At 35.3% G+C, this 24,323-nt stretch carries 26 protein-coding genes and 1 other RNA gene; 24 read left to right on the plus strand and 3 right to left on the minus strand.

Annotated elements, in window-relative coordinates; genetic code table 11:
- Window positions 1-191 precede the first annotated feature (191 nt).
- The 3 genes from uvrA (at window position 192) to AC5YGG_RS08620 (ending at window position 4,284) form a co-directional block, all read left to right on the plus strand.
- Entirely contained in the window at window positions 192-3,023 is a 2,832-nt protein-coding gene (gene uvrA / locus AC5YGG_RS08610) for an excinuclease ABC subunit UvrA (RefSeq protein WP_496144108.1), read from the plus strand.
- Window positions 3,024-3,107: 84 nt separating this feature from the next.
- Entirely contained in the window at window positions 3,108-3,935 is an 828-nt protein-coding gene (locus AC5YGG_RS08615) for a hypothetical protein (RefSeq protein ID WP_496144109.1), read from the plus strand.
- A gap of 214 nt (window positions 3,936-4,149) precedes the next feature.
- A complete protein-coding gene (locus AC5YGG_RS08620) occupies window positions 4,150-4,284 on the plus strand; it encodes a bacteriocin-like protein (protein ID WP_076550267.1) in 135 nt (44 codons plus the stop codon).
- A 33-nt stretch (window positions 4,285-4,317) separates the two neighbouring features.
- Here the strand turns inward: AC5YGG_RS08620 and AC5YGG_RS08625 are convergent, their stop codons facing one another.
- Entirely contained in the window at window positions 4,318-4,866 is a 549-nt protein-coding gene (locus tag AC5YGG_RS08625) for a hypothetical protein (protein ID WP_496144110.1), read from the minus strand.
- Between the two features lie 138 nt (window positions 4,867-5,004).
- Between AC5YGG_RS08625 and AC5YGG_RS08630 the strand changes: the two genes are divergently transcribed.
- From AC5YGG_RS08630 to AC5YGG_RS08645, 4 genes are all read left to right on the plus strand, one after another.
- Window positions 5,005-5,517 carry a DUF421 domain-containing protein gene (locus AC5YGG_RS08630; protein WP_496144271.1) on the plus strand — a complete coding sequence of 171 codons (513 nt, stop codon included), beginning with the start codon at window positions 5,005-5,007 and terminating at the stop codon, window positions 5,515-5,517.
- A 5-nt stretch (window positions 5,518-5,522) separates the two neighbouring features.
- Entirely contained in the window at window positions 5,523-6,014 is a 492-nt protein-coding gene (locus tag AC5YGG_RS08635; protein ID WP_496144111.1) for a GNAT family N-acetyltransferase, read from the plus strand.
- Window positions 6,015-6,140: 126 nt separating this feature from the next.
- Window positions 6,141-6,326: a quinol oxidase subunit 4 gene (locus AC5YGG_RS08640; RefSeq protein WP_496144112.1), complete on the plus strand. Its 186-nt coding sequence runs from the start codon at window positions 6,141-6,143 to the stop codon at window positions 6,324-6,326.
- 104 nt (window positions 6,327-6,430) lie between these two features.
- Window positions 6,431-6,652 carry a hypothetical protein gene (locus AC5YGG_RS08645; protein WP_496144113.1) on the plus strand — a complete coding sequence of 74 codons (222 nt, stop codon included), beginning with the start codon at window positions 6,431-6,433 and terminating at the stop codon, window positions 6,650-6,652.
- Window positions 6,653-6,691: 39 nt separating this feature from the next.
- On the opposite strand, the gene AC5YGG_RS08650 is transcribed toward AC5YGG_RS08645, so the two are convergent.
- Window positions 6,692-7,006 carry a DUF4286 family protein gene (locus AC5YGG_RS08650; protein WP_065394274.1) on the minus strand — a complete coding sequence of 105 codons (315 nt, stop codon included), beginning with the start codon at window positions 7,004-7,006 and terminating at the stop codon, window positions 6,692-6,694.
- A 148-nt stretch (window positions 7,007-7,154) separates the two neighbouring features.
- On the opposite strand from AC5YGG_RS08650, the gene gyrA reads away from it, so the two are divergent.
- From gyrA to AC5YGG_RS08680, 6 genes are all read left to right on the plus strand, one after another.
- Window positions 7,155-9,764 carry a DNA gyrase subunit A gene (gene gyrA / locus AC5YGG_RS08655; protein ID WP_496144114.1) on the plus strand — a complete coding sequence of 870 codons (2,610 nt, stop codon included), beginning with the start codon at window positions 7,155-7,157 and terminating at the stop codon, window positions 9,762-9,764.
- Between the two features lie 28 nt (window positions 9,765-9,792).
- Window positions 9,793-10,830: a tetratricopeptide repeat protein gene (locus tag AC5YGG_RS08660; protein ID WP_496144115.1), complete on the plus strand. Its 1,038-nt coding sequence runs from the start codon at window positions 9,793-9,795 to the stop codon at window positions 10,828-10,830.
- 212 nt (window positions 10,831-11,042) lie between these two features.
- Complete coding sequence (locus tag AC5YGG_RS08665; RefSeq protein ID WP_496144116.1) at window positions 11,043-11,879, plus strand: 1,4-dihydroxy-2-naphthoyl-CoA synthase; 837 nt, start codon at window positions 11,043-11,045, stop codon at window positions 11,877-11,879.
- 74 nt (window positions 11,880-11,953) lie between these two features.
- The gene (gene menA / locus AC5YGG_RS08670) at window positions 11,954-12,883 is read left to right on the plus strand and encodes a 1,4-dihydroxy-2-naphthoate octaprenyltransferase (RefSeq protein ID WP_496144117.1); all 930 of its coding nucleotides are present in this window, start codon (window positions 11,954-11,956) and stop codon (window positions 12,881-12,883) included.
- A 17-nt stretch (window positions 12,884-12,900) separates the two neighbouring features.
- A complete protein-coding gene (locus AC5YGG_RS08675) occupies window positions 12,901-13,347 on the plus strand; it encodes an SRPBCC family protein (RefSeq protein WP_496144118.1) in 447 nt (148 codons plus the stop codon).
- Window positions 13,348-13,489: 142 nt separating this feature from the next.
- Window positions 13,490-14,176, plus strand: coding sequence for a metal-dependent hydrolase (locus AC5YGG_RS08680; RefSeq protein ID WP_496144119.1), 687 nt, complete (start codon window positions 13,490-13,492; stop codon window positions 14,174-14,176).
- A gap of 116 nt (window positions 14,177-14,292) precedes the next feature.
- On the opposite strand, the gene ffs is transcribed toward AC5YGG_RS08680, so the two are convergent.
- Window positions 14,293-14,390, minus strand: an RNA gene (gene ffs, locus AC5YGG_RS08685) — signal recognition particle sRNA small type.
- Window positions 14,391-14,521: 131 nt separating this feature from the next.
- On the opposite strand from ffs, the gene AC5YGG_RS08690 reads away from it, so the two are divergent.
- From AC5YGG_RS08690 to AC5YGG_RS08740, 11 genes are all read left to right on the plus strand, one after another.
- On the plus strand, window positions 14,522-15,124 hold the full coding sequence (locus tag AC5YGG_RS08690; RefSeq protein WP_496144120.1) for a DUF4199 domain-containing protein: 603 nt from the start codon (window positions 14,522-14,524) through the stop codon (window positions 15,122-15,124).
- A 15-nt stretch (window positions 15,125-15,139) separates the two neighbouring features.
- Window positions 15,140-16,090, plus strand: a complete 951-nt coding sequence (locus tag AC5YGG_RS08695; protein ID WP_065394281.1) for a glycosyltransferase family 2 protein — start codon at window positions 15,140-15,142, stop codon at window positions 16,088-16,090.
- On the plus strand, window positions 16,090-16,479 hold the full coding sequence (locus AC5YGG_RS08700; RefSeq protein WP_496144121.1) for a hypothetical protein: 390 nt from the start codon (window positions 16,090-16,092) through the stop codon (window positions 16,477-16,479). Before AC5YGG_RS08695 ends, AC5YGG_RS08700 begins: the two co-directional genes overlap by 1 nt.
- Before the next feature lie 110 nt (window positions 16,480-16,589).
- Window positions 16,590-17,075 (plus strand): hypothetical protein, encoded by a 486-nt coding sequence (locus AC5YGG_RS08705; protein ID WP_496144122.1) that lies wholly within the window; start codon window positions 16,590-16,592, stop codon window positions 17,073-17,075.
- 120 nt (window positions 17,076-17,195) lie between these two features.
- Window positions 17,196-17,447 carry a hypothetical protein gene (locus AC5YGG_RS08710; protein ID WP_496144123.1) on the plus strand — a complete coding sequence of 84 codons (252 nt, stop codon included), beginning with the start codon at window positions 17,196-17,198 and terminating at the stop codon, window positions 17,445-17,447.
- 170 nt (window positions 17,448-17,617) lie between these two features.
- Window positions 17,618-18,319, plus strand: a complete 702-nt coding sequence (locus AC5YGG_RS08715; protein WP_496144124.1) for a GIN domain-containing protein — start codon at window positions 17,618-17,620, stop codon at window positions 18,317-18,319.
- Between the two features lie 159 nt (window positions 18,320-18,478).
- On the plus strand, window positions 18,479-18,835 hold the full coding sequence (locus AC5YGG_RS08720) for a four helix bundle protein (protein WP_496144125.1): 357 nt from the start codon (window positions 18,479-18,481) through the stop codon (window positions 18,833-18,835).
- Window positions 18,836-19,092: 257 nt separating this feature from the next.
- On the plus strand, window positions 19,093-20,808 hold the full coding sequence (locus AC5YGG_RS08725; protein WP_496144126.1) for a phospho-sugar mutase: 1,716 nt from the start codon (window positions 19,093-19,095) through the stop codon (window positions 20,806-20,808).
- 19 nt (window positions 20,809-20,827) lie between these two features.
- The gene (locus tag AC5YGG_RS08730) at window positions 20,828-21,727 is read left to right on the plus strand and encodes a hypothetical protein (RefSeq protein ID WP_496144127.1); all 900 of its coding nucleotides are present in this window, start codon (window positions 20,828-20,830) and stop codon (window positions 21,725-21,727) included.
- A gap of 29 nt (window positions 21,728-21,756) precedes the next feature.
- Window positions 21,757-23,010 carry a pyridoxal phosphate-dependent aminotransferase gene (locus tag AC5YGG_RS08735; RefSeq protein ID WP_496144128.1) on the plus strand — a complete coding sequence of 418 codons (1,254 nt, stop codon included), beginning with the start codon at window positions 21,757-21,759 and terminating at the stop codon, window positions 23,008-23,010.
- Window positions 23,011-23,262: 252 nt separating this feature from the next.
- On the plus strand, window positions 23,263-24,249 hold the full coding sequence (locus AC5YGG_RS08740) for a phosphatase PAP2 family protein (RefSeq protein ID WP_496144129.1): 987 nt from the start codon (window positions 23,263-23,265) through the stop codon (window positions 24,247-24,249).
- Window positions 24,250-24,323 lie beyond the last annotated feature (74 nt).

Consider the following 24,323-nt stretch of genomic DNA (forward strand, 5'->3'; position numbering starts at 1 on the left):
TCCGTTTTTTATCATACCATCTATCTATTGGCTCTAACTAAAACCTATTGGATATTTATTATCATAAATATAAAAATCAAGCCTCATATTAACAAAATTATAAAGAAATTTATGATGCTGATAATAAAAAAAATTCCATAAAATTCCGTAATTTTGCACGTTGTGATTTTCAGGCAAAGTCACTCCAAATTATGAGCAAATCAACAGAATATATAGAAGTTTACGGGGCACGTGAACACAACCTGAAAAATATTAATGTTAAAATTCCACGCAATGAACTGGTAGTGATTACCGGGCTTTCAGGGAGTGGAAAATCGTCACTTGCCTTTGATACTATTTTTGCCGAAGGTCAGCGTCGTTATATAGAAACATTTTCTGCTTATGCCCGTCAGTTTTTAGGAGGGCTGGAACGTCCCGATGTAGATAAAATTGAAGGACTTTCACCCGTTATTGCCATTGAGCAGAAAACAACCAATAAAAACCCTCGTTCCACTGTAGGAACCGTTACGGAGCTCTATGACTTTTTACGTCTTTTATATGCAAGAGTTTCAGATGCTTACTCTTTGTCTACAGGACAAAAGCTGGTGAGCTATACAGAAGATCAGATTCTGGATACCATTAAAGAAAACTACAAAGGAGAGAAGATCATGCTACTGGCTCCTGTTGTACGTTCCAGAAAAGGACATTATCATGAACTTTTCGTACAGATGGCGAAAAAAGGTTATGGACAGGCAAGGATTGATGGCGAATTGCAGGATATTGAATATGATTTAAAGCTTGACCGTTATAAAACCCACGATATTGATATTGTTATAGATCGTTGGATCATTGGCGAAAGTGCTTCTGAAGGCAGAATGGAAAAATCTCTTCGTACCGCAATGGAAATGGGAGAAGGAATTATCGGAATTCAGAAACTGGGAAGTACAGATATTGAATATTTCTCCAAAAACCTGATGGATGCCGAAACAGGACATTCATTAGCGTTGCCGGAACCGAATACATTTTCATTCAACTCTCCAAAAGGAAGCTGCCCGGACTGTAAAGGCTTAGGAACAATTAAAAAAATCAATACAGATTATTTTGTAGATAACCCAAAGCTATCCATCAACCAGGGCGGATTGTTACCATTGGAAGACATTAAATCTAATAAATGGATTCTTTCACAGATCAAAAACATCCTTGAGATCTTCGGATTAGGAATGACAACACCATTGCAGGATATTCCCGAAGAAGCTTTAGACTATATTTATCACGGGTGTCATAAGGAATTTAATAAAGATCTGAAGTATGCAGGAATTACTAAGAAAATAAAAATCAGTTTCGATGGTTTGATTGCTTTCATGGAAGAAATGATTGAAGAAAAAGAATCCTATGAAGCTGTTTTACTGGAAAGACACTTTACCACTGAAGAAACCTGTCCCGAATGTCATGGAACACGCCTTCAGCCATCAAGCTTAAGCTTTAAAATTGATGGGAAAAATATTGCTGAAGTTAATGCGTTGAGTTTATCAGACTTAAAAGAATGGCTGGCAGATGTTAAAGATAAATTCTCAGAAAAAAATAAAATAATTGCTCACGAGATCTTAAAGGAAATCGAAACCAGACTTCAGTTCTTATTAGATGTAGGTTTAGATTATTTAAGCTTGAGCAGAAGTTCAAAAACCCTTTCTGGTGGAGAATCTCAAAGAATTCGTCTTGCCACACAGATCGGATCTCAACTTGTGAATGTATTATACATTTTAGATGAACCAAGTATCGGACTTCACCAAAGAGATAATGAAAGACTGATTAATTCTCTGAAAAACCTTAGAGATATCGGAAACTCGGTTTTAGTGGTAGAACATGATAAAGATATGATTCTGGAGGCTGATGAGGTTCTGGATATTGGTCCCAGAGCCGGAAAGTTCGGAGGAGAAATTCTTTGGCAGGGAAAACCGAAAGATCTTTTAAAAGCAGATACCATTACCGCACAATACATCAACGGGAAAAGAAAAATTGAAATTCCGGCAGAGAGAAGAGCTGGAAGCGGTAAAAATATTCTGTTAAAAGGAGCTACCGGAAACAATCTTAAAAATGTAACGCTTGATATTCCATTAGGAAAACTGGTTGTGGTAACCGGAATTTCAGGAAGCGGAAAATCATCATTGATTAACGGAACATTATACCCAATCCTTAATAAGCATTTTTACAGAGCTGTTCAGGAACCTTTACCTTATAAAAAGATTGAAGGACTTGAAAATATTGATAAAATTGTAGACGTAGACCAGACTCCAATCGGAAGAACACCGCGTTCAAATCCTGCAACATACACAGGAATGTTTACAGATATCAGAAACCTTTTTGCAGAATTACCTGAAAGTAAGATTCGTGGTTACAAACCGGGAAGATTCTCCTTCAACGTAAAAGGTGGAAGATGTGAAACCTGCCAGGGTGGAGGATTGAAAGTGATTGAAATGAATTTCCTTCCGGATGTATATGTACATTGTGAAACCTGTAACGGGAAACGCTTCAACAGAGAAACTTTGGAAGTTCGTTATAAAGGAAAATCTATTTCCGATGTATTGGATATGACCATTGATGAAGCAGTAGAATTTTTCCAGCCGATTCCTAAGATTTTTGCAAAAGTAAAAACATTGCAGGACGTAGGGTTGGGATATATTACGTTGGGACAGCAGTCGACAACTCTTTCAGGAGGTGAAGCACAACGTATCAAACTGGCAACAGAACTGGCAAAAAGACAAACCGGGAATACCTTATATATTCTGGACGAACCTACCACGGGATTACACTTTGAAGATGTTAAAATTCTGATGGATGCAATTAATAAATTAGTAGAACTTGGAAATTCATTCATCATTATAGAACATAATATGGATGTCATTAAACTTGCAGACCACATTATTGATGTAGGACCGGAAGGAGGAAAACATGGTGGACAAATTGTGGCTCAGGGAACTCCCGAGGAAATTGTGAAATCTAAAAAGAGCTTAACAGGGAAGTTTTTGAAGAGAGAACTGGAATAGAATACATTCATCCAATCATACAAAAGAATTTGCGAAAGCAGATTCTTTTTTTATTTTTACCACGATCAAATTCAAACGTTAATCATGAGAAAATATACAATTCTGGCGTTGTTTCCGCTTCTTTTATCATGTAAAGAAGAAAAACCAGTATCTACTACACCTGTTGAAGCAAAAACACAGAAAATAGATAGTATTAAAACCAGCGAAGTAGAATTTCAATTAGATAAAAATACAGTATTTGGAGTGTATCAATTGACGGATAAAGATATTGCCATCTGTGTTCCTGTACAATTTGGGAATGACGATTTACCCTTATCTAAAAAATATGAAAATTTTCTTGCCAAAGATTCCCTTCCGTGGATCTATAATAAAGAAATGAAGGATTATAAATATTATGATACATTATTTGTAGACCGATTAATTTATAATAAAAGGTTTGAAGAAGTCTTTAAAAAAGAAATGAAGGACAGCTATTTCGTTTACGGAACCCAATCCTTCCAGGAATGTAAAATCAAAAGAGTTGTTTTCCAATCTACAGAATGTGGCAGTGACTATATTGCTTATATCCTCAATGTTGATAAAAACCAAATTGGGCATCCGCTAATAGCTTCAGAGAAAGAAATTCCCTTGAAATATGATAATGATTATAAAGAAATCAATAAAACCATAAAAAAATCTGCTGCCAAAGAAAGTACAGAAAATAATTATGGATTTGGAAATTACAATCCTCTGGTTTATGGAAACTATAAAAACCTTTACTTTACCTATTACGATGATTTTAAATGGTATGATAAAAAATCCGGATCCAATTGCCAATTCCCTGAAAGAGCAATCTTTGAATTAGATTCTAAAGGGAAAGTAAAGATGTTGTGGAGTTCAGAATTGGATCTTCTTGGCTTACCTTGTCTGTAATATCTGTAAACCTTTGATGTTGCTTGTTCTGTGATAAATAAGCTTCCAAAAAACATGAAAATGACTTATGTAGCTTACAATGTTTGTGTTATAGGTTTTAAATGTGTTTTTATTTCATTTTATAAATGAAAATTCTGTAAAAATTATGCACAAAACTGTAATAAATTAATAACGAATTCATGTTAGTTTTGTCAAACCATAAAATTAAAACTATATGAAAAATTTAAAGAAACTGACTAAAGTAGATTTAAAGTCAGTGTACGGAGGACAGCCAAAACAGTATTGTACATATTGCGAATGGGCAGACAAAGTATTTTGCAGCGAAATTCCAATTGTTCAGTGTCCATAAAAAAAACAAGACCGCTTATAAAAAGCGGTCTTTCTATTGATGGGTGCTCTGTATAAAGCCTTTCATTTCAGTTTTCAGATCGCTGGAACTTTTGATAGAATCAAAAATGATATTGTCAATTTTCCATTTTTGATCAATATTAACAAGTTGTACCTTATCCTTCCAGATTACCTTGGGACTTGCCATATCATATTCAAATTGAATAAGTGCTTCAGCTGTTTTTCCTTTAACAGTAATAGATTCTATCTTATAACTGCTATAACCTTCATATAAACTCGAAAAAATTGCACCTTCAAATATCAAAGGCTTTTCATCCGGATGATCACTGCTCTTTACTTTCTCAATATCTGCTTTTGAAGCATTTATTGCGCTTTCCAAAACCTTCTTTAAATCTTTAGAAAATAAATCCTCAGAAATTGGTTCGTTATAGATGGCGTCATTAGATTTACCATATTTATTATAAAGCTCATTTATCTTTTTTTCAATGGCTGTATTAGCGGACCTGGCTGATGGAGCAGTATTTTTTGTACATGCAATAAAAAAGAACAGCATACTTATGTATAGAAATAATTCTTTCTTCATAAAAAATATTTTGAGAAAAAGCTCAAATCCTGTACCAATAAAGGATGAGGTTGCTCAAAACTGAGAATTTACTGAAGATTAAAACAGGTAAGCTGAAGCAATCATAAAAATCAATACATTTGATCAGATAAAAAAATGATGGATTCTATACTTAACGTTGTTTTCCGTTCCCTTTGTGTTTATCTTTTTATGGTAATTGCAATTCGATTATTTGGTAAAAATCAACTTTCCCAGCTGAATGCCGGAGATGTAGTGTTACTGTTATTAATTTCTAATGCAGTTCAAAATGCTATGGTAGGCACCAATACCTCGCTTGAGGGAGGAGTTGTTGCGGCATTGGTTTTGTTTGTTGTTAATTTTATTCTGAAAAGATTTATGTTTTCCAGCCGCTCATTTGAAACGCTGATGGAGGATGATCCTGAAGTTCTCATTAAAGACGGTATTGCAGATCAGGCAGCACTGAACAGGGTGAAAATTACACAGAGTGAGCTGGAAGAAGCGATCCGAGAACATGGTATAGAAAATATTAAAAATGTTAAGTTATCAGTTCTCGAAGTTGATGGCAACATCAGCGTGGTTTCAGAAGATGAAAAAAGCAAACAAACCCATTATTCAAGAATTAAAAGAAAATATAAAAGAAAATATCACTAATCATAATGAATTACGAATTAAGAGAAATGCTTCCTAATGACGAAGCAAGAGTCTTGGAAATCTTTAAGCAGGGAGTAGACGGCGGAATTGCTACGTTAGAAACAGAAGTGCCCACCGTGGAAGCCTGGAATATGCAATACTTCAACGATTGCCGTTGGGTTTTGGAAAACGAAAATAACGAAGTAGTAGGATGGTGCGCCTTAAAGCCTGTGAGCAAAAGAGAATGTTTTAAAGGAGTTGCAGAAGTAAGCATTTATTTTGATAATGAATATCAAGGTAAGGGTTTGGGTTCAGTATTGCTTAAAAAGCTAATTTTGGATAGCGAAGACCACGGATTCTGGACCTTACAGACCAATATCTTTTCCGAAAATGAAATGGCAATAAAATCTCATCAGAAAAATGGCTTCAGAATGGTTGGAGTTCGCAAAAAAATAGGAAAACTCAATGGAGAATGGAAAGATCTGGTGATGATGGAAAAAAGAAGTGAGATTGTTTAATGAGAAATAATGCTGTGAGTATATTTCATTGTAGAAAATCCACCTTACCTCCTAAGCACTGAACTTTAAGCAATTTGGTCTGAACCTTGCTATAAGTCATCTATTAGTTAGAAAAAAGAAGAAAGAATGAAAACGATATTTAAGATTACAGGAGCTTTGATAGTCATGTCTATGTTTACGTCCTGTGTAGCCTATGATAATGGTGGATATTATCAGACAAAGAAAATTCCGCCCGGACAGGCTAAGAAAATATATGGAGGTAGCGCAAAAGATTATGCACCGGGACAGGTAAAGAAAAGAAACAGGTATTAAGAAAAATATAAAAAACAGAAATTCAATAATTAATTTTTTTCATTTAGGCTATTTTGGTATTAACCTTGATATATTTCGCTACTAAGTTTGAAAAAGTGAAAATAATGAAAAGTATGTTTAAGATTATGGGAGCGGGGGCGGTAGTGTTCATGCTGGCATCATGTGTAGTACAGGAACCTCACGGAAGAAGAATGCCTCCCGGTCATGCAAAAAGAGTATATGGTGGTAGCGCAAGATATTACGCGCCTGGTCATACCAAGACCGTTTATATTTATGAAGATCGTGGTCATCACCACAAAGGACGTGGTCATAGACACCACAGATAATAAAAAAGCACTGAATATTCAGTGCTTTTATTTTTGTTATTATAACCTTGATTTTTTCGGATTTAGCAAAGTATCGAAAATTAATACCTCCTGTCCGAATTTATTTTCAATATGCTCAGCAATATTTTTCAGTTCGCTTTCAAGAAAGTCATTCCTTAAATCATCATTATCAAAGATTAACAAAAGGTTATAATTCTTTCCTTCATCAATATAATCACTGTGAACTTCCGAAAGGATATACTGGTTTACATCCATTAGATTTTCGGTCATTAAAACCAATGTTTCGTCAATATAATTTTCCCATTCTTCCAGATTATTTTTCGTGCAGTGGAAAGTTATACTTAATACGCTCATATTTTAAGAATTTTTAAGATTTTGTGGATAAATTCTAAGGCAAAAATCGGCATTTTTTTCGTAAATTAGCCCGTTAATAAAAATTCAAAATAAATAATTTTCAGACTTTCAGCTAAAGGTCTGACTATCATTATAATAAAATTTGTTTATGCAAAAAGAAGGAGAAAGACTGATTCCTATCAACATTGTTGATGAAATGAAGTCGTCTTATATCGATTATTCGATGTCGGTTATCGTTTCAAGAGCGTTACCAGATGTAAGAGACGGCTTGAAACCCGTTCATAGAAGAGTACTTTATGGTATGTATGGATTAGGGGTTTTTTCTAATAGAAAATATTTAAAATCTGCGAGAATTGTTGGGGATGTTTTGGGTAAATACCACCCGCACGGAGACTCCTCTGTATATGATGCGATGGTGAGAATGGCTCAGGACTGGAGCTTGCGTTATCCTCAGGTAGACGGACAGGGTAACTTCGGTTCCATGGATGGAGACCCGCCGGCAGCAATGCGTTATACCGAAGCAAGACTGAAAAAAATCTCTGATGAGGTTCTTTCTGACCTTGACAAAGAAACGGTTGATTTCCAGAATAACTTCGACGACAGTTTGCAGGAACCAACAGTAATGCCAACGAAAATCCCTAACCTTTTGGTGAACGGTGCGTCAGGTATTGCGGTAGGTATGGCAACGAATATGGCGCCACATAACCTATCAGAATCAGTAGATGCCATTTGTGCTTATATTGATAATAAAGATGTTACAATTGATGAATTAATGCAGCACATTATTGCTCCGGATTTCCCTACAGGAGGTATTATCTACGGATATGACGGAGTGAGAGACGCTTTCCATACGGGAAGAGGAAGAGTTGTATTAAGAGCAAAAGTAAACTTCGAAGAAATTGGAAACAGAAATGCAATTATTGTAACAGAAGTTCCTTATCAGGTTAACAAAGCTGAAATGATTGCCAGAACAGCAGAGCTTGTTAAAGACGAGAAAATCCCTGGTATCCACGAGATCAGAGACGAATCTGATAGAAAAGGGCTTCGTGTTGTTTACGAATTGAAAAATGATGCCATTCCAAACGTTGTTCTGAACCTTTTATATAAATATACAGCCCTTCAGACTTCTTTCAGCGTTAATAATATTGCGTTGGTACACGGAAGACCTGAACAGCTGAACCTAAAAGATATCATTCATCACTTTGTAGAGCACAGACATGAAGTAATCGTAAGAAGAACTCAGTTTGAGCTTAAAAAAGCAAAAGAAAGAGCACATATCCTTGAAGGGTTCATGAAGGTAATCGGAACTCAGGATTCATTAGACAGAGCAATTTCAATTATCCGTCACAGTGCAAATCCTCAGGCTGCAAAAGAAGGCTTGATCGAAGCATTTGAACTTTCAGAAATTCAGGCTCAGGCGATTCTTGATCTTAGATTGGCTCGTTTGACAGGAATGGAGCTTGATAAGATCCGTGATGAGTACGATACAATTATGAAAGAAATTGCTAATTTGGAAGATATCCTTGCCAATGAGCCAAGAAGATTCCAGATTATTAAGGATGAATTGATTGAAATCAAAGAAAAATACGGTGACGAAAGAAGAACTGAAATCGATTACTCAGGAGGAGAAATGTCTATTGAAGATATCATTCCGAACGAATCTGTAGTTCTTACCATTTCTCACGCAGGATATATTAAGAGAACTTCACTTTCAGAATATAAAATTCAAAGTAGAGGAGGTGTAGGTAATAAAGCAGCTACAACAAGAGATGCCGACTTCCTAGAATATATTGTTTCTGCAACGAACCACCAATATATGCTGTTCTTTACAGAAAAAGGAAGATGTTACTGGTTAAGAGTATTTGAAATTCCTGAAGGCTCAAAAACAGCAAAAGGAAGAGCAGTACAAAACCTTATCAATATCGAACCGGATGATAAGATCAAAGCATATATCAGAACCAATAACCTTAAGGATTCTGAATACGTAAACCAAATGAGCGTAGTAATGGTAACGAAAAACGGTACCATCAAGAAAACATCATTGGAAGCCTATTCAAGACCAAGAGTAAATGGGGTAAATGCTATTGAAATTAGAGATAATGACCAATTATTAGGAGCTTATCTTACCAATGGTACTTCTCAGATCATGATCGCTACTAAAAATGGTAAGTGTATCCGTTTCCCAGAAGAAAAAGTAAGAGAAGTAGGTAGAGGATCTATCGGGGTTCGTGGTATTGCGATGGAAGACGATGATGAAGTTATTGGTATGATTGTTGTGAATGATGTAGAGAACGAAACAGTACTTGTTGTATCCGAAAAAGGATATGGTAAGAGAACTGCAGTAGAAGACTACAGAATTACGAACAGAGGAGGAAAAGGAGTTATCACCCTAAACATTACCGAAAAAACAGGAAATCTGATTGCTATTCAAAACGTAACAGACGAAGACGGATTGATGATTATCAATAAATCCGGTGTTGCCATCAGAATGGGAATGGATGAAATGAGAGTAATGGGAAGAAATACTCAGGGTGTAAAACTGATCAATCTTAAGAAAAATGACGAAATTGCAGCCATTGCAAAAGTAGAAATGGATAAAGATGTAGAAGAAGATTCTGAAGAGATTGAGGGAGCTGAAGGAGAAGAAGAAACTGAAAACGGAATCCAGGAAGGAATGGAGTCTTTATTTGATAACCTTGAAGATAATAATACAACACCTCAAACTGAGGAAAATGAGAATTCAGATTCTGAAGAATAAATTGTACAATTAATATAAAATAGTTATTATGAAGAAACTAATTTTAGGTATAGCTATCGTAGCATCTGCTTTTGTTTTCGGACAGAAAGATGCAAATGCTTTGAATGCTCAACTTCAAGCTGCCAACAAAGCTGCTATGGATGCATATAACGCAAAAAATTATGCCGTTGCAGCTCCTAAGTTTGTAGAAGTTTACGACTTATTGAAAACTGCTGGACAGGACAATAAAATATACATGTATTATGCAGGATTGAGCCACGCGTTAGCTAATAACAGTGACGAATCTATCAAAATATATACAGATCTTGTTAATTCCGGATTTACAGGAGTAGAAACTACTTATACTGCAAAAGAGAAAAAAAGCGGTCAGGTGGTAAACTTAGATAAAGCTACTTGGGAATTGATGAAGAAAAATCCTGATTATTCAGATTTCAAAACTGAGCAGTCTAAAAGTGTAGAACCAGATTTGTATGAAACATTATCTTCACTACTTCTTAACGCGAAAAAAGGAAATGAAGCTCTTGTTATCATTGAAAAAGGATTAGCTAAATTCCCGAATAATGCTAAGCTTAAAGAAGCTCAGACTAATGCTTTCCTTCAATCAGGAAATACGGATAAATTCGTAAATGGTTTAAAAGAGCAGTTAGCAAAAAATCCTAATGATGCTACAAACTGGTACAATCTTGGAGTAATGCAGGCTAAAACACCAGCTACTGTTGCAGATGCTTTAGAATCATTCAAGAAAGCAGTAGAGCTTAAGCCGGATTTTGCTGATGCATATCAGAACCTAGTTTACACAACTATCGGTGATGATGCTAAAATCGTAGCAGAAATCAATGCTTTAAGAAAAGATAAGCCGGATGATGCTTCTAAATTAATCGATGCAAGAAGAGAAAGATTTAACAAAGCTTTGCCATTTGCAGAAAGCTGGTATAAAGTTGCTCCAAAAAATATCGATGCAGTTACTACATTAAAAGAAATTTATATCGTAACTAAAAACATGGATAAAGTTAAAGAAATGAAAGCTAAAGAAGCTGAGCTAAGTGCAGCGGCACCAGCAAAATAATCATTTTATAACTCAATCATAAAAAAGCTGAAACAGAAATGTTTCGGCTTTTGTTTTTTAATAAAGAAATATTATTCTTCACCACTTATTCTTAAAAGATTTTCTTTTCAAAACTCATCATGAAAAATATCTCTTATTTATAGAAATGAACTCTAAATTTCACCCTTAGAAATTCTCTGTAATTCCGTATCTTTGAGAAAAATTTTAACAAAATGATTGAGTGGAAAACCGTCAAGGAATACGAAGATATTACCTATAAAAAATGCAATGGTGTAGCAAGAATTGCTTTCAACAGACCGGAAGTACGTAATGCTTTCAGACCTAAAACAACTTCAGAACTATACGATGCTTTCTATGATGCTTCAGAAGACCCTTCAATAGGTGTTGTTTTACTTTCAGGAGAAGGACCAAGCCCTAAAGACGGAGGCTGGGCTTTCTGTAGTGGAGGAGATCAAAAAGCAAGAGGGCATCAGGGATATGTGGGAGAAGACGGAAGACACCGTTTAAACATTCTGGAAGTTCAGCGTCTGATCCGTTTTATGCCTAAAGTGGTAATTGCTGTAGTTCCTGGATGGGCAGTTGGTGGCGGACACTCACTTCATGTAGTATGTGATTTGACTTTAGCAAGTGAAGAACATGCTATTTTTAAGCAAACCGATGCAGATGTTACCAGCTTTGATGGGGGGTATGGATCTGCTTACCTTGCTAAAATGGTTGGGCAGAAAAAAGCTCGTGAAATCTTCTTTTTAGGAAGAAACTATTCTGCTCAGGAAGCTTTCGAAATGGGAATGGTAAATAAAGTGGTACCTCATGCAGAATTAGAAGATACTGCGTATGAGTGGGCACAGGAAATCCTAGGGAAATCTCCAATGTCTATCAGAATGCTGAAATTCGCAATGAACCTTACAGACGACGGAATGGTTGGGCAGCAGGTATTTGCAGGAGAAGCAACCCGTCTTGCTTATATGACAGAGGAAGCTAAGGAAGGAAGAAATGCATTCCTTGAAAAGAGAAAGCCAAACTTCGGAGACGATAAATGGATATCATAACATTGGTGATGAGTAATAAATAATGAGCCATTTTTTTCATTACTTATTACTCATTGCTTATTACTAATAAATTTATGACAGATTGGATAAAAGCCGCGAGGCTCAGAACTTTACCGCTTTCCTTAAGCGGAATTATTATGGGAGCTTTCATTGCAAAATGGAGACTTTACAGAGAAGGAGGAATCTGGGATTGGAAAATTTTTGCTCTGGCACTTTTGGTAACGCTTTTATATCAGATTCTATCAAATTATGCCAACGATTACGGAGATGGAGTAAAAGGAACTGATGCAAAGAGAATCAATGAAGCAGAAGCAAGAGCTGTGGCATCAGGTAAAATTACAGCAAAACAAATGAAAAATGCTGTCATCCTGTTTTCAGCATTATCTTTTATTGCTACCGTTGCATTATTGTATGTTGCTTTCATTCCTGAATATATGAATGAGTTTTATATCTTCATCGGACTGGGAGTGGCAAGTATTTTAGCAGCAATCGGATATACAGTAGGGAAGAAGCCTTACGGATATATGGGATTAGGAGATATCTTTGTATTTATCTTCTTTGGATTGGTTTCTGTATGTGGAAGTTACTTCCTGTTTACCAAAACATTCAGCTGGGATATTTTATTGCCTGGAACAGCAGTAGGAATGATGAGTATGGCAGTTTTGAACCTAAACAATATGAGAGATATTGAAAGTGATAAACTATCAGGAAAAAACAGCTTTGCATTAAGAATCGGATTTAAAAATGCGATGATCTATGAAATGATCCTGTTAAATCTTCCATTGATATTGATCTTGGCTTTCCTGGGGATTAATGGATTCTTTGAACAACAAAACTATTATGTTTTTATTGTGATGATCTTAATGTTTCCTTTGACAAAGCTGAGAAGAAGTATCATGTCGGTAAAAGAACCGAAGGAATTAGACCAATATTTAAAGCAGGTGGGGATTATGACGTTTGTAATGGCAATTCTTACGGCAGCCGGACTTAATTTATTTAACTAAATCTAAAATACTATATCATGAGTTCTAATGTCTATGTGGAAGCGCAGATGCTTATCAGAAAACCGATTGAAGATGTTTTTGAAGCATTCATCAATCCTGAAATCACTACTAATTTCTGGTTTACAAAATCTTCCGGAAAATTAGAAGAAGGTAAAACCATTACCTGGGAATGGGAAATGTATGGTGTGAAAAACATGGTGAATGTTCATCAGATTATTCCTAATCAACTGATAAAAACAGAATGGGGAGAACCTTCAGTACACGTAGACTACGAGTTTAAAGCTATGGAAAAGGGAACTCTTGTTGTGATTAAAAGCTATGGATTCAGCCAGACAGGCGAAGATCTGCTCAAACAGATTAATGACAATACTGGCGGTTTTACGACGGTTTTAGACGGTTGTAAAGCGTATCTGGAACATGGGATCAATCTGAGATTAATCGAAGACAAATTCCCATCGAAATAGATAAAGTAAATACACAACGCTTAGCGTTATAAAAAACACAGATGGCACGGATGCTTTCACGAAGTTCACTAAAATATGGAGTGTTATTTGTGAAATTATTTGAGTCATTTGTGTTTAATAATAATTGAAAATTAAACGTACAATGAAAATACAATTCTTAGGGCAAAATTGCTTCCTGTTCACGTACAAGGACAAGACAATTTTAAGTGACCCTTTCTACAACTACAAAAAAGCGGAATCAGGCTTTGATATTGCCGCTCAGAAAATCGATTACATCCTGTTGACGCATGCTCATGGAGATCATATTGCAGATGTAGCGGAAGTATTACAGCATTATCCGGAAGCTACCGTAATTGGAGTGCCAGAAGTATGCGGATACTTTACACAAGCAAAAAATACAGATGATGTGAACTTAGGAGGATCAGCAAAAATCGATGATCTTAAAATTTCAATGGTTCCGGCTCATCACACAAGTTCCTTCCCGGATGGAAGCTATGGTGGCGTTCCTGTAGGATATATTTTCAGACTTCCTGAAGGTAAAAACGTGTATTTAGCTGGAGATACAGGAGTAATGGCAGATATGGAGCTATTTCCAAGGTTATACGGGAATATTGACCTTTCTATCCTTCCAATTGGAAGCCACTACACAATGTGCCCGAGAAAAGCATCTTTCGCGGCAGCAGAATTATTAAAAACTCCAAAAGTAATCGGATGTCACTTTGATACGTTCCCTGCCATTGAAATTAATCATGAAAGTGCATTAAAGCATTTTGCAGATAAAAATGTAGAACTTGTTTTACCAAAATTGGGAGAGACGTTCGAATTTTAATCAAAAATAAGATTGAGGTAATCAAAAATTAGAAAAAAAGAATATGATGCGTAAGGTATTAAAAACAAAAAAAGATAATTATCAAATTACCTCTCTTCTCACTTTAAACCAAAAAAAAATGGCAAGCTATCTAAATCACACCGCTACGACCGATTACCTTTGCTGCGTTCCCACCCTGGAGGATTCTCAGGAGCTGGTTGTTTAGGACTTGCCGTTGCAAAGGTAGGAAATATTTGTAAACTTCAAAACTTTATTACAGAAAATTTGTCGAAAAAATGCAGTCGTAGAGCTAAACAGCTGACATTTAGGGGAATAATTTTTCAACTTTTTTCTAAAAAATTTAACATGACGAAAAGTCCATCAACACTAGGAATTATACTTTTTATCGCTACAATGATCGTTTTCTTTGTAGTGTACACTTTTTTTTCAGGAATCAATTATTTTGATATTTCACTGAAAGCCAATGCTTTTGTGCTGCCGATCTTATATGCAGGTGCCGCATTCTGGTCGGTAAAATCATATTGGAACAACCATAGAGTAGTAAGTTTTAAAGAAGCTTTCAAAAGAGCATTTGTTCCAATGTTCATCGGAGGAATTCTTTCGATTTTCAGTATTTATGCATTTTTAAACTTTGCAGATACTGATGCCAAAAAGCTTTTAAACTACCAATATGTTCAGAGACAGAAGTCAGAATTGGATACAGAATATACTTCGGCAAGAAAAATTTTAAAGCATCAGAAAGACATTGACGAGCTGGATCAGAAGTATAAAGAAAGGATTCAGAGCTTTACTCCGGAGGCTGTAAAAGGAAAAGATATGCTTACCGCAAGTCATTTTTCAGGATATTTTGCAGCAATTCTTATATTTTACGTAGTTTTGTCGGTGTTTTTCGGAGCGTTCTTCAGAACAAGAAGTATCTATCAGCCCGAAGAAACAAACGAAGCCTAATTTTATTAAAATTAAATGAACTTATCTATAGTTATTCCGTTACTGAACGAAGAAGACTCTCTGGAAGAGCTTTTTTCAAGAATTGATAAAGTCTGTCAAACCAGTAATTTATCTTACGAAATTTGGTTTGTAGATGATGGAAGTACGGATTTGTCGTGGAGTATTATTGAGAACTTAAAAGTGCAGTATCCTCAGATCCACGCTATTAAATTTTCCCGAAATTATGGGAAATCTCAAGCACTTCACGCTGCTTTTGCAAGAACAAACGGAGATGTTGTTATCACCATGGACGCCGATTTACAGGACTTTCCGGAAGAAATTCCTGAGCTGTATAATATGGTCATTCATGACAATTATGATATCGTTTCCGGGTGGAAAAAGAAACGTTTTGATAATGTAATGACGAAAAATATTCCGTCAAAACTCTTCAATGCAGCGGCAAGAAAAGTTTCAGGTGTTTATCTTCATGACTTTAATTGTGGTCTTAAAGCATACAAAAAGCAGGTAGTAAAATCTGTAGATGTATACGGAGACATGCACAGATATATTCCGGTATTGGCTGCCAATGCAGGGTTCAGAAGAATTACCGAGAAAGAAGTACAGCATCAGGCAAGACCTTACGGAACTTCAAAATTCGGAACAGAGAGATTTGTAAGAGGTTTCTTGGATTTGGTAACCCTTTGGTTTGTAAGTCGTTTTGGAGGAAGACCAATGCATTTCTTTGGAGCGGTGGGAACCTTAATGTTTATCTTTGGTTTTCTTTCCGCACTCTGGTTAGGAATTTCAAAACTGATTGACGTAGCAAGAGGAATCTACGGTCATCTGATCACCAATAATCCTTGGTTCTATATTGCTTTAACGATGATGATCATGGGAACATTATTGTTTGTAGCAGGATTCCTGGGAGAGATGATTATCAGAACAAACCGTGAGCATAAGAACTATAATATTGATGAAGTGATATAATGGAAGTACAGTTACCCAAGATTTATTCTAAAAAAGTAATCCTAGGATTCTCTATTTTTCTTTCAACACTCTTCGGAGGAGTTTTGTTGTTTCAGAATCTATTGAGTATTAATAAGAAGAAAGAAGCGTATATCGTATTGGGTATCTCTGTTATAATCACTATACTTTCGGGAGTCATTGTGAGTATTCCTGAAAACCCTAAAAGTTCACTTGCCTATTTGTGCGGTGTGGTAGGGGGATCAATTCTTTCATATTACTTTGTTCCAATGTATTTTCCAAATGAAGAACAATATCCCAGAAAAGCAATTTGGAAACCATTAATGGTAGCTGTTATTATTGTAGCAATTTTACTTACAGCAGCAATATATTCGCTACCAACTGAAAATTAAATTGTATCAGTATACTGAATAGAATACCTCGGAAGTGATAAACTTTCTGAGGTATTTTTTTTGATTCTTTAATTTTTTTCTAATCTTAGTGTAAAATAAAAAACACATAAATGGAAAATATTAGAATTGAAATTAAAGATATTCTCGATCTGGATACCCTTTCCAGAGAATATGATATTTCTAAAGAAGAACTGGTAGCCTTTCATAATCAGCATTGCGCACTGCACGAAATTATTCCCGGAAGTTTACCAAAATATCTTAAATATATTTATATCCCTGCCGGCAAGGAAAGTAAATGGAAAGAAAAAAATCTCACCATTTCACAAATAGTCCTTCCTGATTCCCCTGAAAAATCTACCTATGGTGTGCTGATAAAAAATACTTTATCGGAAACTAAAATACATTATCTTATTGATGTTCAGAGAGAGAATAAGAATGTTATATCTGTTGCCAGGCAAGACTTATACATCAATGATCAAAAAGCAGAATTGATGGCTGAAAAAATGATAGCAAGCAATAAAAAAGAAACATCCATAATCGGATGTTTTTTATTTATTTTTACCAGAAACAAACCATTAAATAGAATTAAATGTTGAATGTACAAAAGGTAATGCTCATTTTTGCCATGCTCTCTGTTTTTTCCTGTTCATCGAATAAGCTGGTAGGATCATGGGAATTTATAACTGTATGAGGGAATAATACCAAAAATTGATACCTTGAAAAACAAACAAAACCGGTCCCGATATGGAAATGGTATTTTGAGTTTTCATAAAAATAATTCCTTTAGTTCCAAAGAGCTCACAGGCGGTTATCTGCATCAAAACAATCTGCTGAAAATAAAATACGCTGATGATAAGGATACAACACAAATGAAAATTTCCTATATCAGTAAGAATCATTTGCTGCTGTCTTCATTGTCTGGGAAACCTACGGCATGGTTTTATAAAAAAGTGAAATATCAAAAATAGAGCTCTCGCTGAAAACTGAAAAATTGAAAAGTATCAGGTATTTTATTGTCAAAAGACAAAGATTTTTAGAAATTTTAATCCTATTTTTGTTAAAAGATATTATTGAAAGCCCTGAAAACTTTCAGTAGTACGGATCATAATGATCATCAATAGAATATTTAAAATTAAATATGAAAAAAGTACTATACACATTAATGTTGGTTGCAGTAGTTTCCTGTGGGAAAATTTCTCCAAAAGGAAATATTGAAAAGAAAGATGTGGATGTTTCAGAATTTGTAAACCTGGATTTGGAAGGTAAATTCCGTGTGTTTTATGCCAGAGGACCAAAGAATTTTGTAGAAATAGAGACGTATCCCAATGTAGCTGGTAACCTTGATGTAGATGTAAAGGATAAAACACTTTCCATCAAAGAAAAAAGAGGTACAAAAGGCGTAGACTTCTATAATATAACGATTTATTCAAAATATAATCTTGAAAAAATAGCAGTTTCGGATTCTGTGGAAGTTAATATTTCAAGTGAAATTAAAACAGATAATTTCAAGCTGAATATGAAAAATAATGCAAGCTTCATGGGATCTGTCAATACAAGAAGAGCAGAAGTGGAAATGCAGAACAGAAGCCGTGCTAATTTCTTAGGGTTAACCAAAGATGCATTAATCAAGATTTCAGATACCGCAAGCTTAATTGCTCCTTACTGGAAAATTACGAATCTGAATATTGATTCCAAAAACGGGAATTATGCAGAAGTAAATGTGAAAGACTCTTTAAAAGGAAATATTCAGAATACTGCAAAATTCATCTATTATAATGATCCAATCAGAGCATTTAAAGTAGAAAAAACAACGAAGGTTGAGAATAAAAAATTAGATTAGGAGGCTGGAAGTTGGGAGTTGTAAGCCGGAAGTTATTTTAGTTTACCAACTTCATTTTCTCATTCTAATTAAATATAAAATAAATCGCAGAAGTCTGAACTTGAGAATGCAATATCTTCATCTCTCAACTTCCTACTTCAGCCTTATAAAACAAAACAAATGAGCTTCAAATTTGAAAAACTGGTAATCTGGCAGAAATCTATGGATTTTGCTGAACAAGTTTTTAAATTGTCTCAGAGTTTTCCAAAAGATGAAGCTTTTAATCTTACTTCACAAATAAGAAGAGCATCGGATTCTATTGCTCTTAATATTTCGGAAGGAAGTATTTTACAATCAAAATTGGAATTTAAAAAATTTTTAGGATACTCGATCCGCTCTTTAGCCGAGACAGTAACCTGCTTATATAAAGCAAAAAATAGAAAATATATTGCAGAGGTAGAATTTGATGATTTTTATACTGAAAGTTATAATTTAATGAACCAAATTATTGCTTTTAGAAATCAGATAAAAGAATAATGAATTGAAAGGCTGGAAGATGGAAGCTGGAAGTGATTTTAGTTATCCAATTCCTATTTTACATTTTTTTAATCAAATAAAAAAGAATAATAGATAAAAAGGCAGAGTCTGAAATTGGGAATGTAATATCTTCCATCTCCCAGCCTCCTTCTTCCAGCCTTATAACAAAACAAATAATAAATAAAAAGCTGAATGGCTAAACTGGGATAAAAATAACCTCCCTCTTCCAGCCTCCAGCTTCCAAACTAAATTAAAATATGAATACATTAGAAAAAGCGAAACTTTGGTTAAGTGATACATTCGATGCAGAAACGAGAAATGCTGTACAGGCATTAATCGACAGTAATTCTCCTGATTTAGAGGATTCTTTCTACAGAGAACTGGAATTCGGAACAGGAGGAATGCGTGGGATTATGGGAGTAGGAACGAACCGCTTAAATAAATATACTTTAGGGCAGGCTACTCAGGGATTGGCTAACTATATGCTTGAGCAGTTCAAAGGAGAGGAAATCAAAGTGGCAATCGCTTATGATGTTCGTCACAACTCTAAAGAATTCGGAAAACTGGTAGCAGATGTTTTAACAGCCAACGGAATTAAAGTATTGCTTTTTAAAGATCACAGACCAACACCTGAACTTTCTTTCACAGTTCGTGATAAAAAATGTAATGGAGGAATTGTATTAACAGCTTCTCACAACCCACCGGAATACAATGGTTATAAAGTATACTGGAATGACGGAGCACAGATTGTCCCTCCAAATGATGAAGCGATCATTAAAGAAGTTTATTCTGTAAAATTTGACGAAATTAAATTCAACGGAAATGATGATCTGATCGAATGGATCGGAGAAGAGCAGGATGATGTATATATCGATGCATGCATTGAAAACTCTACGTATCAGAACGTTGGAAAGGAAAACTTAAATATTGTTTTCACATCCATTCACGGAACTACTTATACTACCATTCCAAAAGCTTTAGCAAAAGCAGGATTTAAAAAAGTAGATCTTGTAAAAGAACAAATGATCCCTAGCGGAAACTTCCCTACAGTAGAATCTCCAAATCCGGAAGAGCCTGCTGCACTGGAAATGGCAATGGATCTTGCTAAAATTACTAATGCAGACATCGTTATCGGAACAGACCCGGATGGTGACAGATTAGGAATTGCTGTAAGAAATCTTGAAGGAGAAATTCAATTATTAAACGGAAACCAAACCAATACGATTCTTACTTATTACATCCTGAATGAATGGAGAAAACAAGGAAGAATTACAGGAAAAGAATTCATCGGTTCTACAATTGTGACTTCTGATATTTTCTATGACATTGCACAGAAATTCGGTGTGGAATGTAAAGTAGGTCTTACAGGATTCAAATGGATCGGAAAAATGATCCGTGAAGCTGAAGGAACTCAGAAATTTGTGTGTGGTGGAGAAGAGAGTTTCGGTTTCATGACCGGAGATTTCGTTCGTGATAAAGATTCTTGTGGAAGTATCCTTGTAGCTTGTGAAATTGCAGCATGGTGTAAGGCAAACGGAAAAACAATGTATCAGTACATGATTGAGATCTATCAGGACCTTGGAATGTACTATGAAGGATTGGTAAACGTAGTAAGAAAAGGAAAAGAAGGAGCTGAAGAAATTCAGAATATGATGAAAAACTTCCGTGAGAATCCTCCAAAAGAACTGGCAGGTTCTTTAGTAGAAGAAGTGAAAGACTTTAAAGAGCAGACAAGCCTTACAGTCTCTACAGGTGATAAAAAAGTAATGAACGATATTCCTAAGTCTAACGTATTAATTTATTATACACAGGATGGAACAAAGGTTTGTGTAAGACCTTCAGGAACAGAACCAAAAATTAAATTCTATGTTTCAGTAAAAGAAGTAATCAATTCTGAAGCAGATTTTGAAGATAAATTGAAATCATTGGAAGCAAAGATCGGAGCTGTTAAAACAGACCTGAAGTTGGATTAACCTTTGATAAAGCTTATAAATGATAAAAAAAATTGTAGCAGTTTGCCTACTGTCTGTAGCTGTAGTTTCCTGTAAAAAGGAAGCTTCAGTTTCAGATACAAAGTCGGTAAGTGATTCAATTGCTAAAAACGAAAACCAGGAAAGTCAGTATAAACCTATTGATACAGCATGTACCCCAGATCATCAGCCTGCGGATTATATTGCTGCTCTTCAATGGTATCGTACTAAAATAGACAAAGAAATTTCGGAAAACAGCCCGGAGCAAAACAATAAAGTGTATGAAGACTATGTGAAAATCAGAGAAAAATACACGGTTTGTTTGAATGTTTCACAAACTGAGATCTTAGACCAATATGTAGAGTATCATACAGGAGAACCTGATACTTATAATTTGCCGGATAATGTAAAGAAAATGGCTGCCGAACTGGGCAAAGTAGGGCTTGAGTTCCGTGTGATGGGAGAAGGGCTTACTGAAATTCATTCGCTACCCGGATATTATGAATCAGTGTTTAAAAATAAAGTAACTCCAGATTATGACGCCTATATTTCACAGATGGCAAAAGATAATAAGGAAAATTATGCCGTAAATGGCGGGCTTTTGATCACTTGGGAGGAATTGGGAGACAGATTGATTGAATGGGAGAATTTTATAAATAAATATCCTAAAAGTCCATTGATTAAAACAGCAAAAGAAAATTATCACAATTATCTGCTGGATTATCTCCTGGGAATGGATAGCAGCAGGATCTATGACAGTGAAGAAGGAAAAATATATGATGATATAAGAGAAGAGTACAACCGAATCATCAAAAAATATCCGAATTCTCAGACCGCAAAAAAAACTAAAGAACTAATAGCCGCTTATGATGCCCATGTACCCGTGGATCAAATAGATGAGAAAATCAACTTAAGAAGATAATATATTAGTAAATTTTAAATAAGAATAAAGTGAAAGTTTCAAAATTAGCAGCGAACCTGATCGGTTCTGAAATTGTAAAAATTGGTAACGAAGTAAATGATCTAAAAGCAAAAGGAGCAGAAATTGCCAATCTTACTATTGGTGACCTGAATTCTAATATCTATCCTATACCAGCATTGCTGAAGGAAGAAATTCAGAAAGCCTATCAGAATAATCTGACAAACTATCCACCTGCCAACGGACTTTTATCTTTAAGAAAAGAAGTTTCCAAAGATTTAAAAACAAGATGGAACCTTGATTATTCACCAAACGATATCCTGATTACTGCAGGTTCAAGACCTCTGATCTATGCAGTATACAAAACAATTGTGGATGAAGGTGATAAAATTGTATACCCTACACCCTCTTGGAATAACAACCACTATGCTTACCTTACTTCAGCCAACGCAGTAGAAGTAAAAACAAAGCCTGAAACCAACTTCCTTCCAACAGCTGACGATTTAAGACCACACTTGGACGGAGCAGTTCTATTGGCACTTTGTTCACCATTGAACCCAACAGGAACAATGTTTACAAGAGAGCAGCTTTCAGAAATCTGTGAATTGGTCATCGCTGAAAACAAGAAAAGAGGTGCAGACGAAAAACCGTTATACTTAATGTATGACCAAATCTATTCTAACCTTACTTTTGGCGCAGAACACGTAGATCCGGTTTCTCTTTTCCCTGAAATGAAAGAATATACCGTATATATCGATGGTATTTCAAAATGCCTTGCTGCTACAGGAGTACGTGTAGGATGGGGATTCGGTCCAGCTCATATCATTGATAAAATGAAAGCTCTTCTTACCCACGTAGGAGCTTGGGCACCAAAACCAGAGCAGGAAGCAACTGCAAAATTCTATGAAAACCCTGAAAATGTAAACGTATTCGTAGAAGACTTCAAAGGAAAGCTTGAAGAAAGCTTAAAAGTACTTCATGGCGGAGTTCAGGATTTAAAAGCTAAAGGACTTTCTGTAGACAGTATTGAGCCGATGGGAGCACTTTATCTTACCATCAAGCTTGATTATATCGGAAAAACAAAACCTGACGGAGCCGTTATTGAAAACTCTTCAGATTTAGTATTCTATCTGATCAATGAAGCGGGGGTGGCTTTAGTTCCATTCTCAGCGTTCGGAGAGGATAAGTCTGAACCTTGGTTCCGTGCTTCAGTAGGAGGATTAGCTGTTGATGAGATCAAAGTAATGCTTCCAAAACTGGAAAATGCTTTGAACAATCTGAAGTAATCCACTTCATTAATTTATAAATATACCAGTGTACCAAATTCTCCAATGTTTTAAGTTGGTTAATATTGTTACACTGGTATATTGTTATATTATTACATTGATATATTATTTTAATTATATAAGCTAAACATAGTTTGATATTAAAAAAATTAAATAAATATTAAAATCAGATAAACACTTTGTACAAAAGTTATCTAGAGATTATCTTTGAGCCTTTATAAATGAAGAATAAACAGGGCTGAAAATATAATAATGAAAAAACTGAGATTTCTGTTGCTGCCAATATCTGTATTGGTATATTCACAAGAAGCTGATACATTGAAGGTGGAAAAACTCCCAAAGGAATCAGAATCTCCAAAAGTACAAACTTATACCTTAAAAGACGGATCTGTCAGAACTTATCCCAAGCCCAAACTTTTAGACTTCGTTACCAAATTACCTAGGAATTTTATCAATACCAATAAAGATTTCGTAGCAAAAGATCATGCTTACTATTTAGGTGGTGCTGTAGCTTCCACACTCATTCTTCTGCCTTTTGACCAGAAATTAATCGATAACTCCAGAGAGCTCGGAGAAAGATGGGGAATGGATAAAGATAACAACTATACCAAAGTAGGAGGTGTATTTAAAATTCCAAAAGATATCGGATCTACTTTATATCTGATCGGAAACGGTTCCACTTTAGTATTACTTGGAATTGGTTTCGGAACTTATGGTCTGATTAAAAATGATTACAGAGCACAGGCTACAGCAAGCGGATTGATGGAAAGTTTAATTCTTTCAGGTGTTTTTACTCAAGCCATCAAGAGAATTACAGGTAGAGAAAGCCCTTTTATAGCAGAAGAATACGGACACAAAGGAGGAGTATGGAATCCCTTTCCAAGTTTTTCGGCATTTGGTAAGAATACATCCAATTATGATGCAATGCCATCAGGGCATTTAACAACCTTTATGGCTGGGATCACGGTTATTGCAGACAATTATCCCGATGCCGTATGGATAAAACCTGTGGGGTACACATTAGCCGGAGCTTTATGCTTTCAGATGATGCAAAGTAAAGTTCACTGGGCTTCAGACTATCCTTTAGCATTATTAATGGGATATTTCATTGGAAAAACAATCTCAAAAAGCAGATATACTTCTTCGGAAGGTACCATTGGAAAAACAAAGTATAAATTTGATCTTACAGCATCCCGCCAATGGGAATACAATATGATAGGCGTAAAACTATCTTTTTAAATTGACTCATTTATTTTTAAAAATCTATACCCAATTCTCACTTTTTCATTGAAAATGTGGGAATTTTTCATTTT

This window comes from Chryseobacterium sp. CS2K3 (assembly GCF_059515185.1).

Excerpts from the sequence above, each read along its gene's own strand:
- uvrA (WP_496144108.1), top strand. The coding sequence starts at position 192 with ATGAGCAAATCAACAGAATATATAGAAGTTTACGGGGCACGTGAACAC.
- AC5YGG_RS08615 (WP_496144109.1), top strand. The coding sequence starts at position 3,108 with ATGAGAAAATATACAATTCTGGCGTTGTTTCCGCTTCTTTTATCATGT.
- AC5YGG_RS08620 (WP_076550267.1), top strand. The coding sequence starts at position 4,150 with ATGAAAAATTTAAAGAAACTGACTAAAGTAGATTTAAAGTCAGTGTAC.
- AC5YGG_RS08625 (WP_496144110.1), bottom strand. The coding sequence starts at position 4,866 with ATGAAGAAAGAATTATTTCTATACATAAGTATGCTGTTCTTTTTTATT.
- AC5YGG_RS08630 (WP_496144271.1), top strand. The coding sequence starts at position 5,005 with ATGGATTCTATACTTAACGTTGTTTTCCGTTCCCTTTGTGTTTATCTT.
- AC5YGG_RS08635 (WP_496144111.1), top strand. The coding sequence starts at position 5,523 with ATGAATTACGAATTAAGAGAAATGCTTCCTAATGACGAAGCAAGAGTC.
- AC5YGG_RS08640 (WP_496144112.1), top strand. The coding sequence starts at position 6,141 with ATGAAAACGATATTTAAGATTACAGGAGCTTTGATAGTCATGTCTATG.
- AC5YGG_RS08645 (WP_496144113.1), top strand. The coding sequence starts at position 6,431 with ATGAAAAGTATGTTTAAGATTATGGGAGCGGGGGCGGTAGTGTTCATG.
- AC5YGG_RS08650 (WP_065394274.1), bottom strand. The coding sequence starts at position 7,006 with ATGAGCGTATTAAGTATAACTTTCCACTGCACGAAAAATAATCTGGAA.
- gyrA (WP_496144114.1), top strand. The coding sequence starts at position 7,155 with ATGCAAAAAGAAGGAGAAAGACTGATTCCTATCAACATTGTTGATGAA.
- AC5YGG_RS08660 (WP_496144115.1), top strand. The coding sequence starts at position 9,793 with ATGAAGAAACTAATTTTAGGTATAGCTATCGTAGCATCTGCTTTTGTT.
- AC5YGG_RS08665 (WP_496144116.1), top strand. The coding sequence starts at position 11,043 with ATGATTGAGTGGAAAACCGTCAAGGAATACGAAGATATTACCTATAAA.
- menA (WP_496144117.1), top strand. The coding sequence starts at position 11,954 with ATGACAGATTGGATAAAAGCCGCGAGGCTCAGAACTTTACCGCTTTCC.
- AC5YGG_RS08675 (WP_496144118.1), top strand. The coding sequence starts at position 12,901 with ATGAGTTCTAATGTCTATGTGGAAGCGCAGATGCTTATCAGAAAACCG.
- AC5YGG_RS08680 (WP_496144119.1), top strand. The coding sequence starts at position 13,490 with ATGAAAATACAATTCTTAGGGCAAAATTGCTTCCTGTTCACGTACAAG.
- AC5YGG_RS08690 (WP_496144120.1), top strand. The coding sequence starts at position 14,522 with ATGACGAAAAGTCCATCAACACTAGGAATTATACTTTTTATCGCTACA.
- AC5YGG_RS08695 (WP_065394281.1), top strand. The coding sequence starts at position 15,140 with ATGAACTTATCTATAGTTATTCCGTTACTGAACGAAGAAGACTCTCTG.
- AC5YGG_RS08700 (WP_496144121.1), top strand. The coding sequence starts at position 16,090 with ATGGAAGTACAGTTACCCAAGATTTATTCTAAAAAAGTAATCCTAGGA.
- AC5YGG_RS08705 (WP_496144122.1), top strand. The coding sequence starts at position 16,590 with ATGGAAAATATTAGAATTGAAATTAAAGATATTCTCGATCTGGATACC.
- AC5YGG_RS08715 (WP_496144124.1), top strand. The coding sequence starts at position 17,618 with ATGAAAAAAGTACTATACACATTAATGTTGGTTGCAGTAGTTTCCTGT.
- AC5YGG_RS08720 (WP_496144125.1), top strand. The coding sequence starts at position 18,479 with ATGAGCTTCAAATTTGAAAAACTGGTAATCTGGCAGAAATCTATGGAT.
- AC5YGG_RS08725 (WP_496144126.1), top strand. The coding sequence starts at position 19,093 with ATGAATACATTAGAAAAAGCGAAACTTTGGTTAAGTGATACATTCGAT.
- AC5YGG_RS08730 (WP_496144127.1), top strand. The coding sequence starts at position 20,828 with ATGATAAAAAAAATTGTAGCAGTTTGCCTACTGTCTGTAGCTGTAGTT.
- AC5YGG_RS08740 (WP_496144129.1), top strand. The coding sequence starts at position 23,263 with ATGAAAAAACTGAGATTTCTGTTGCTGCCAATATCTGTATTGGTATAT.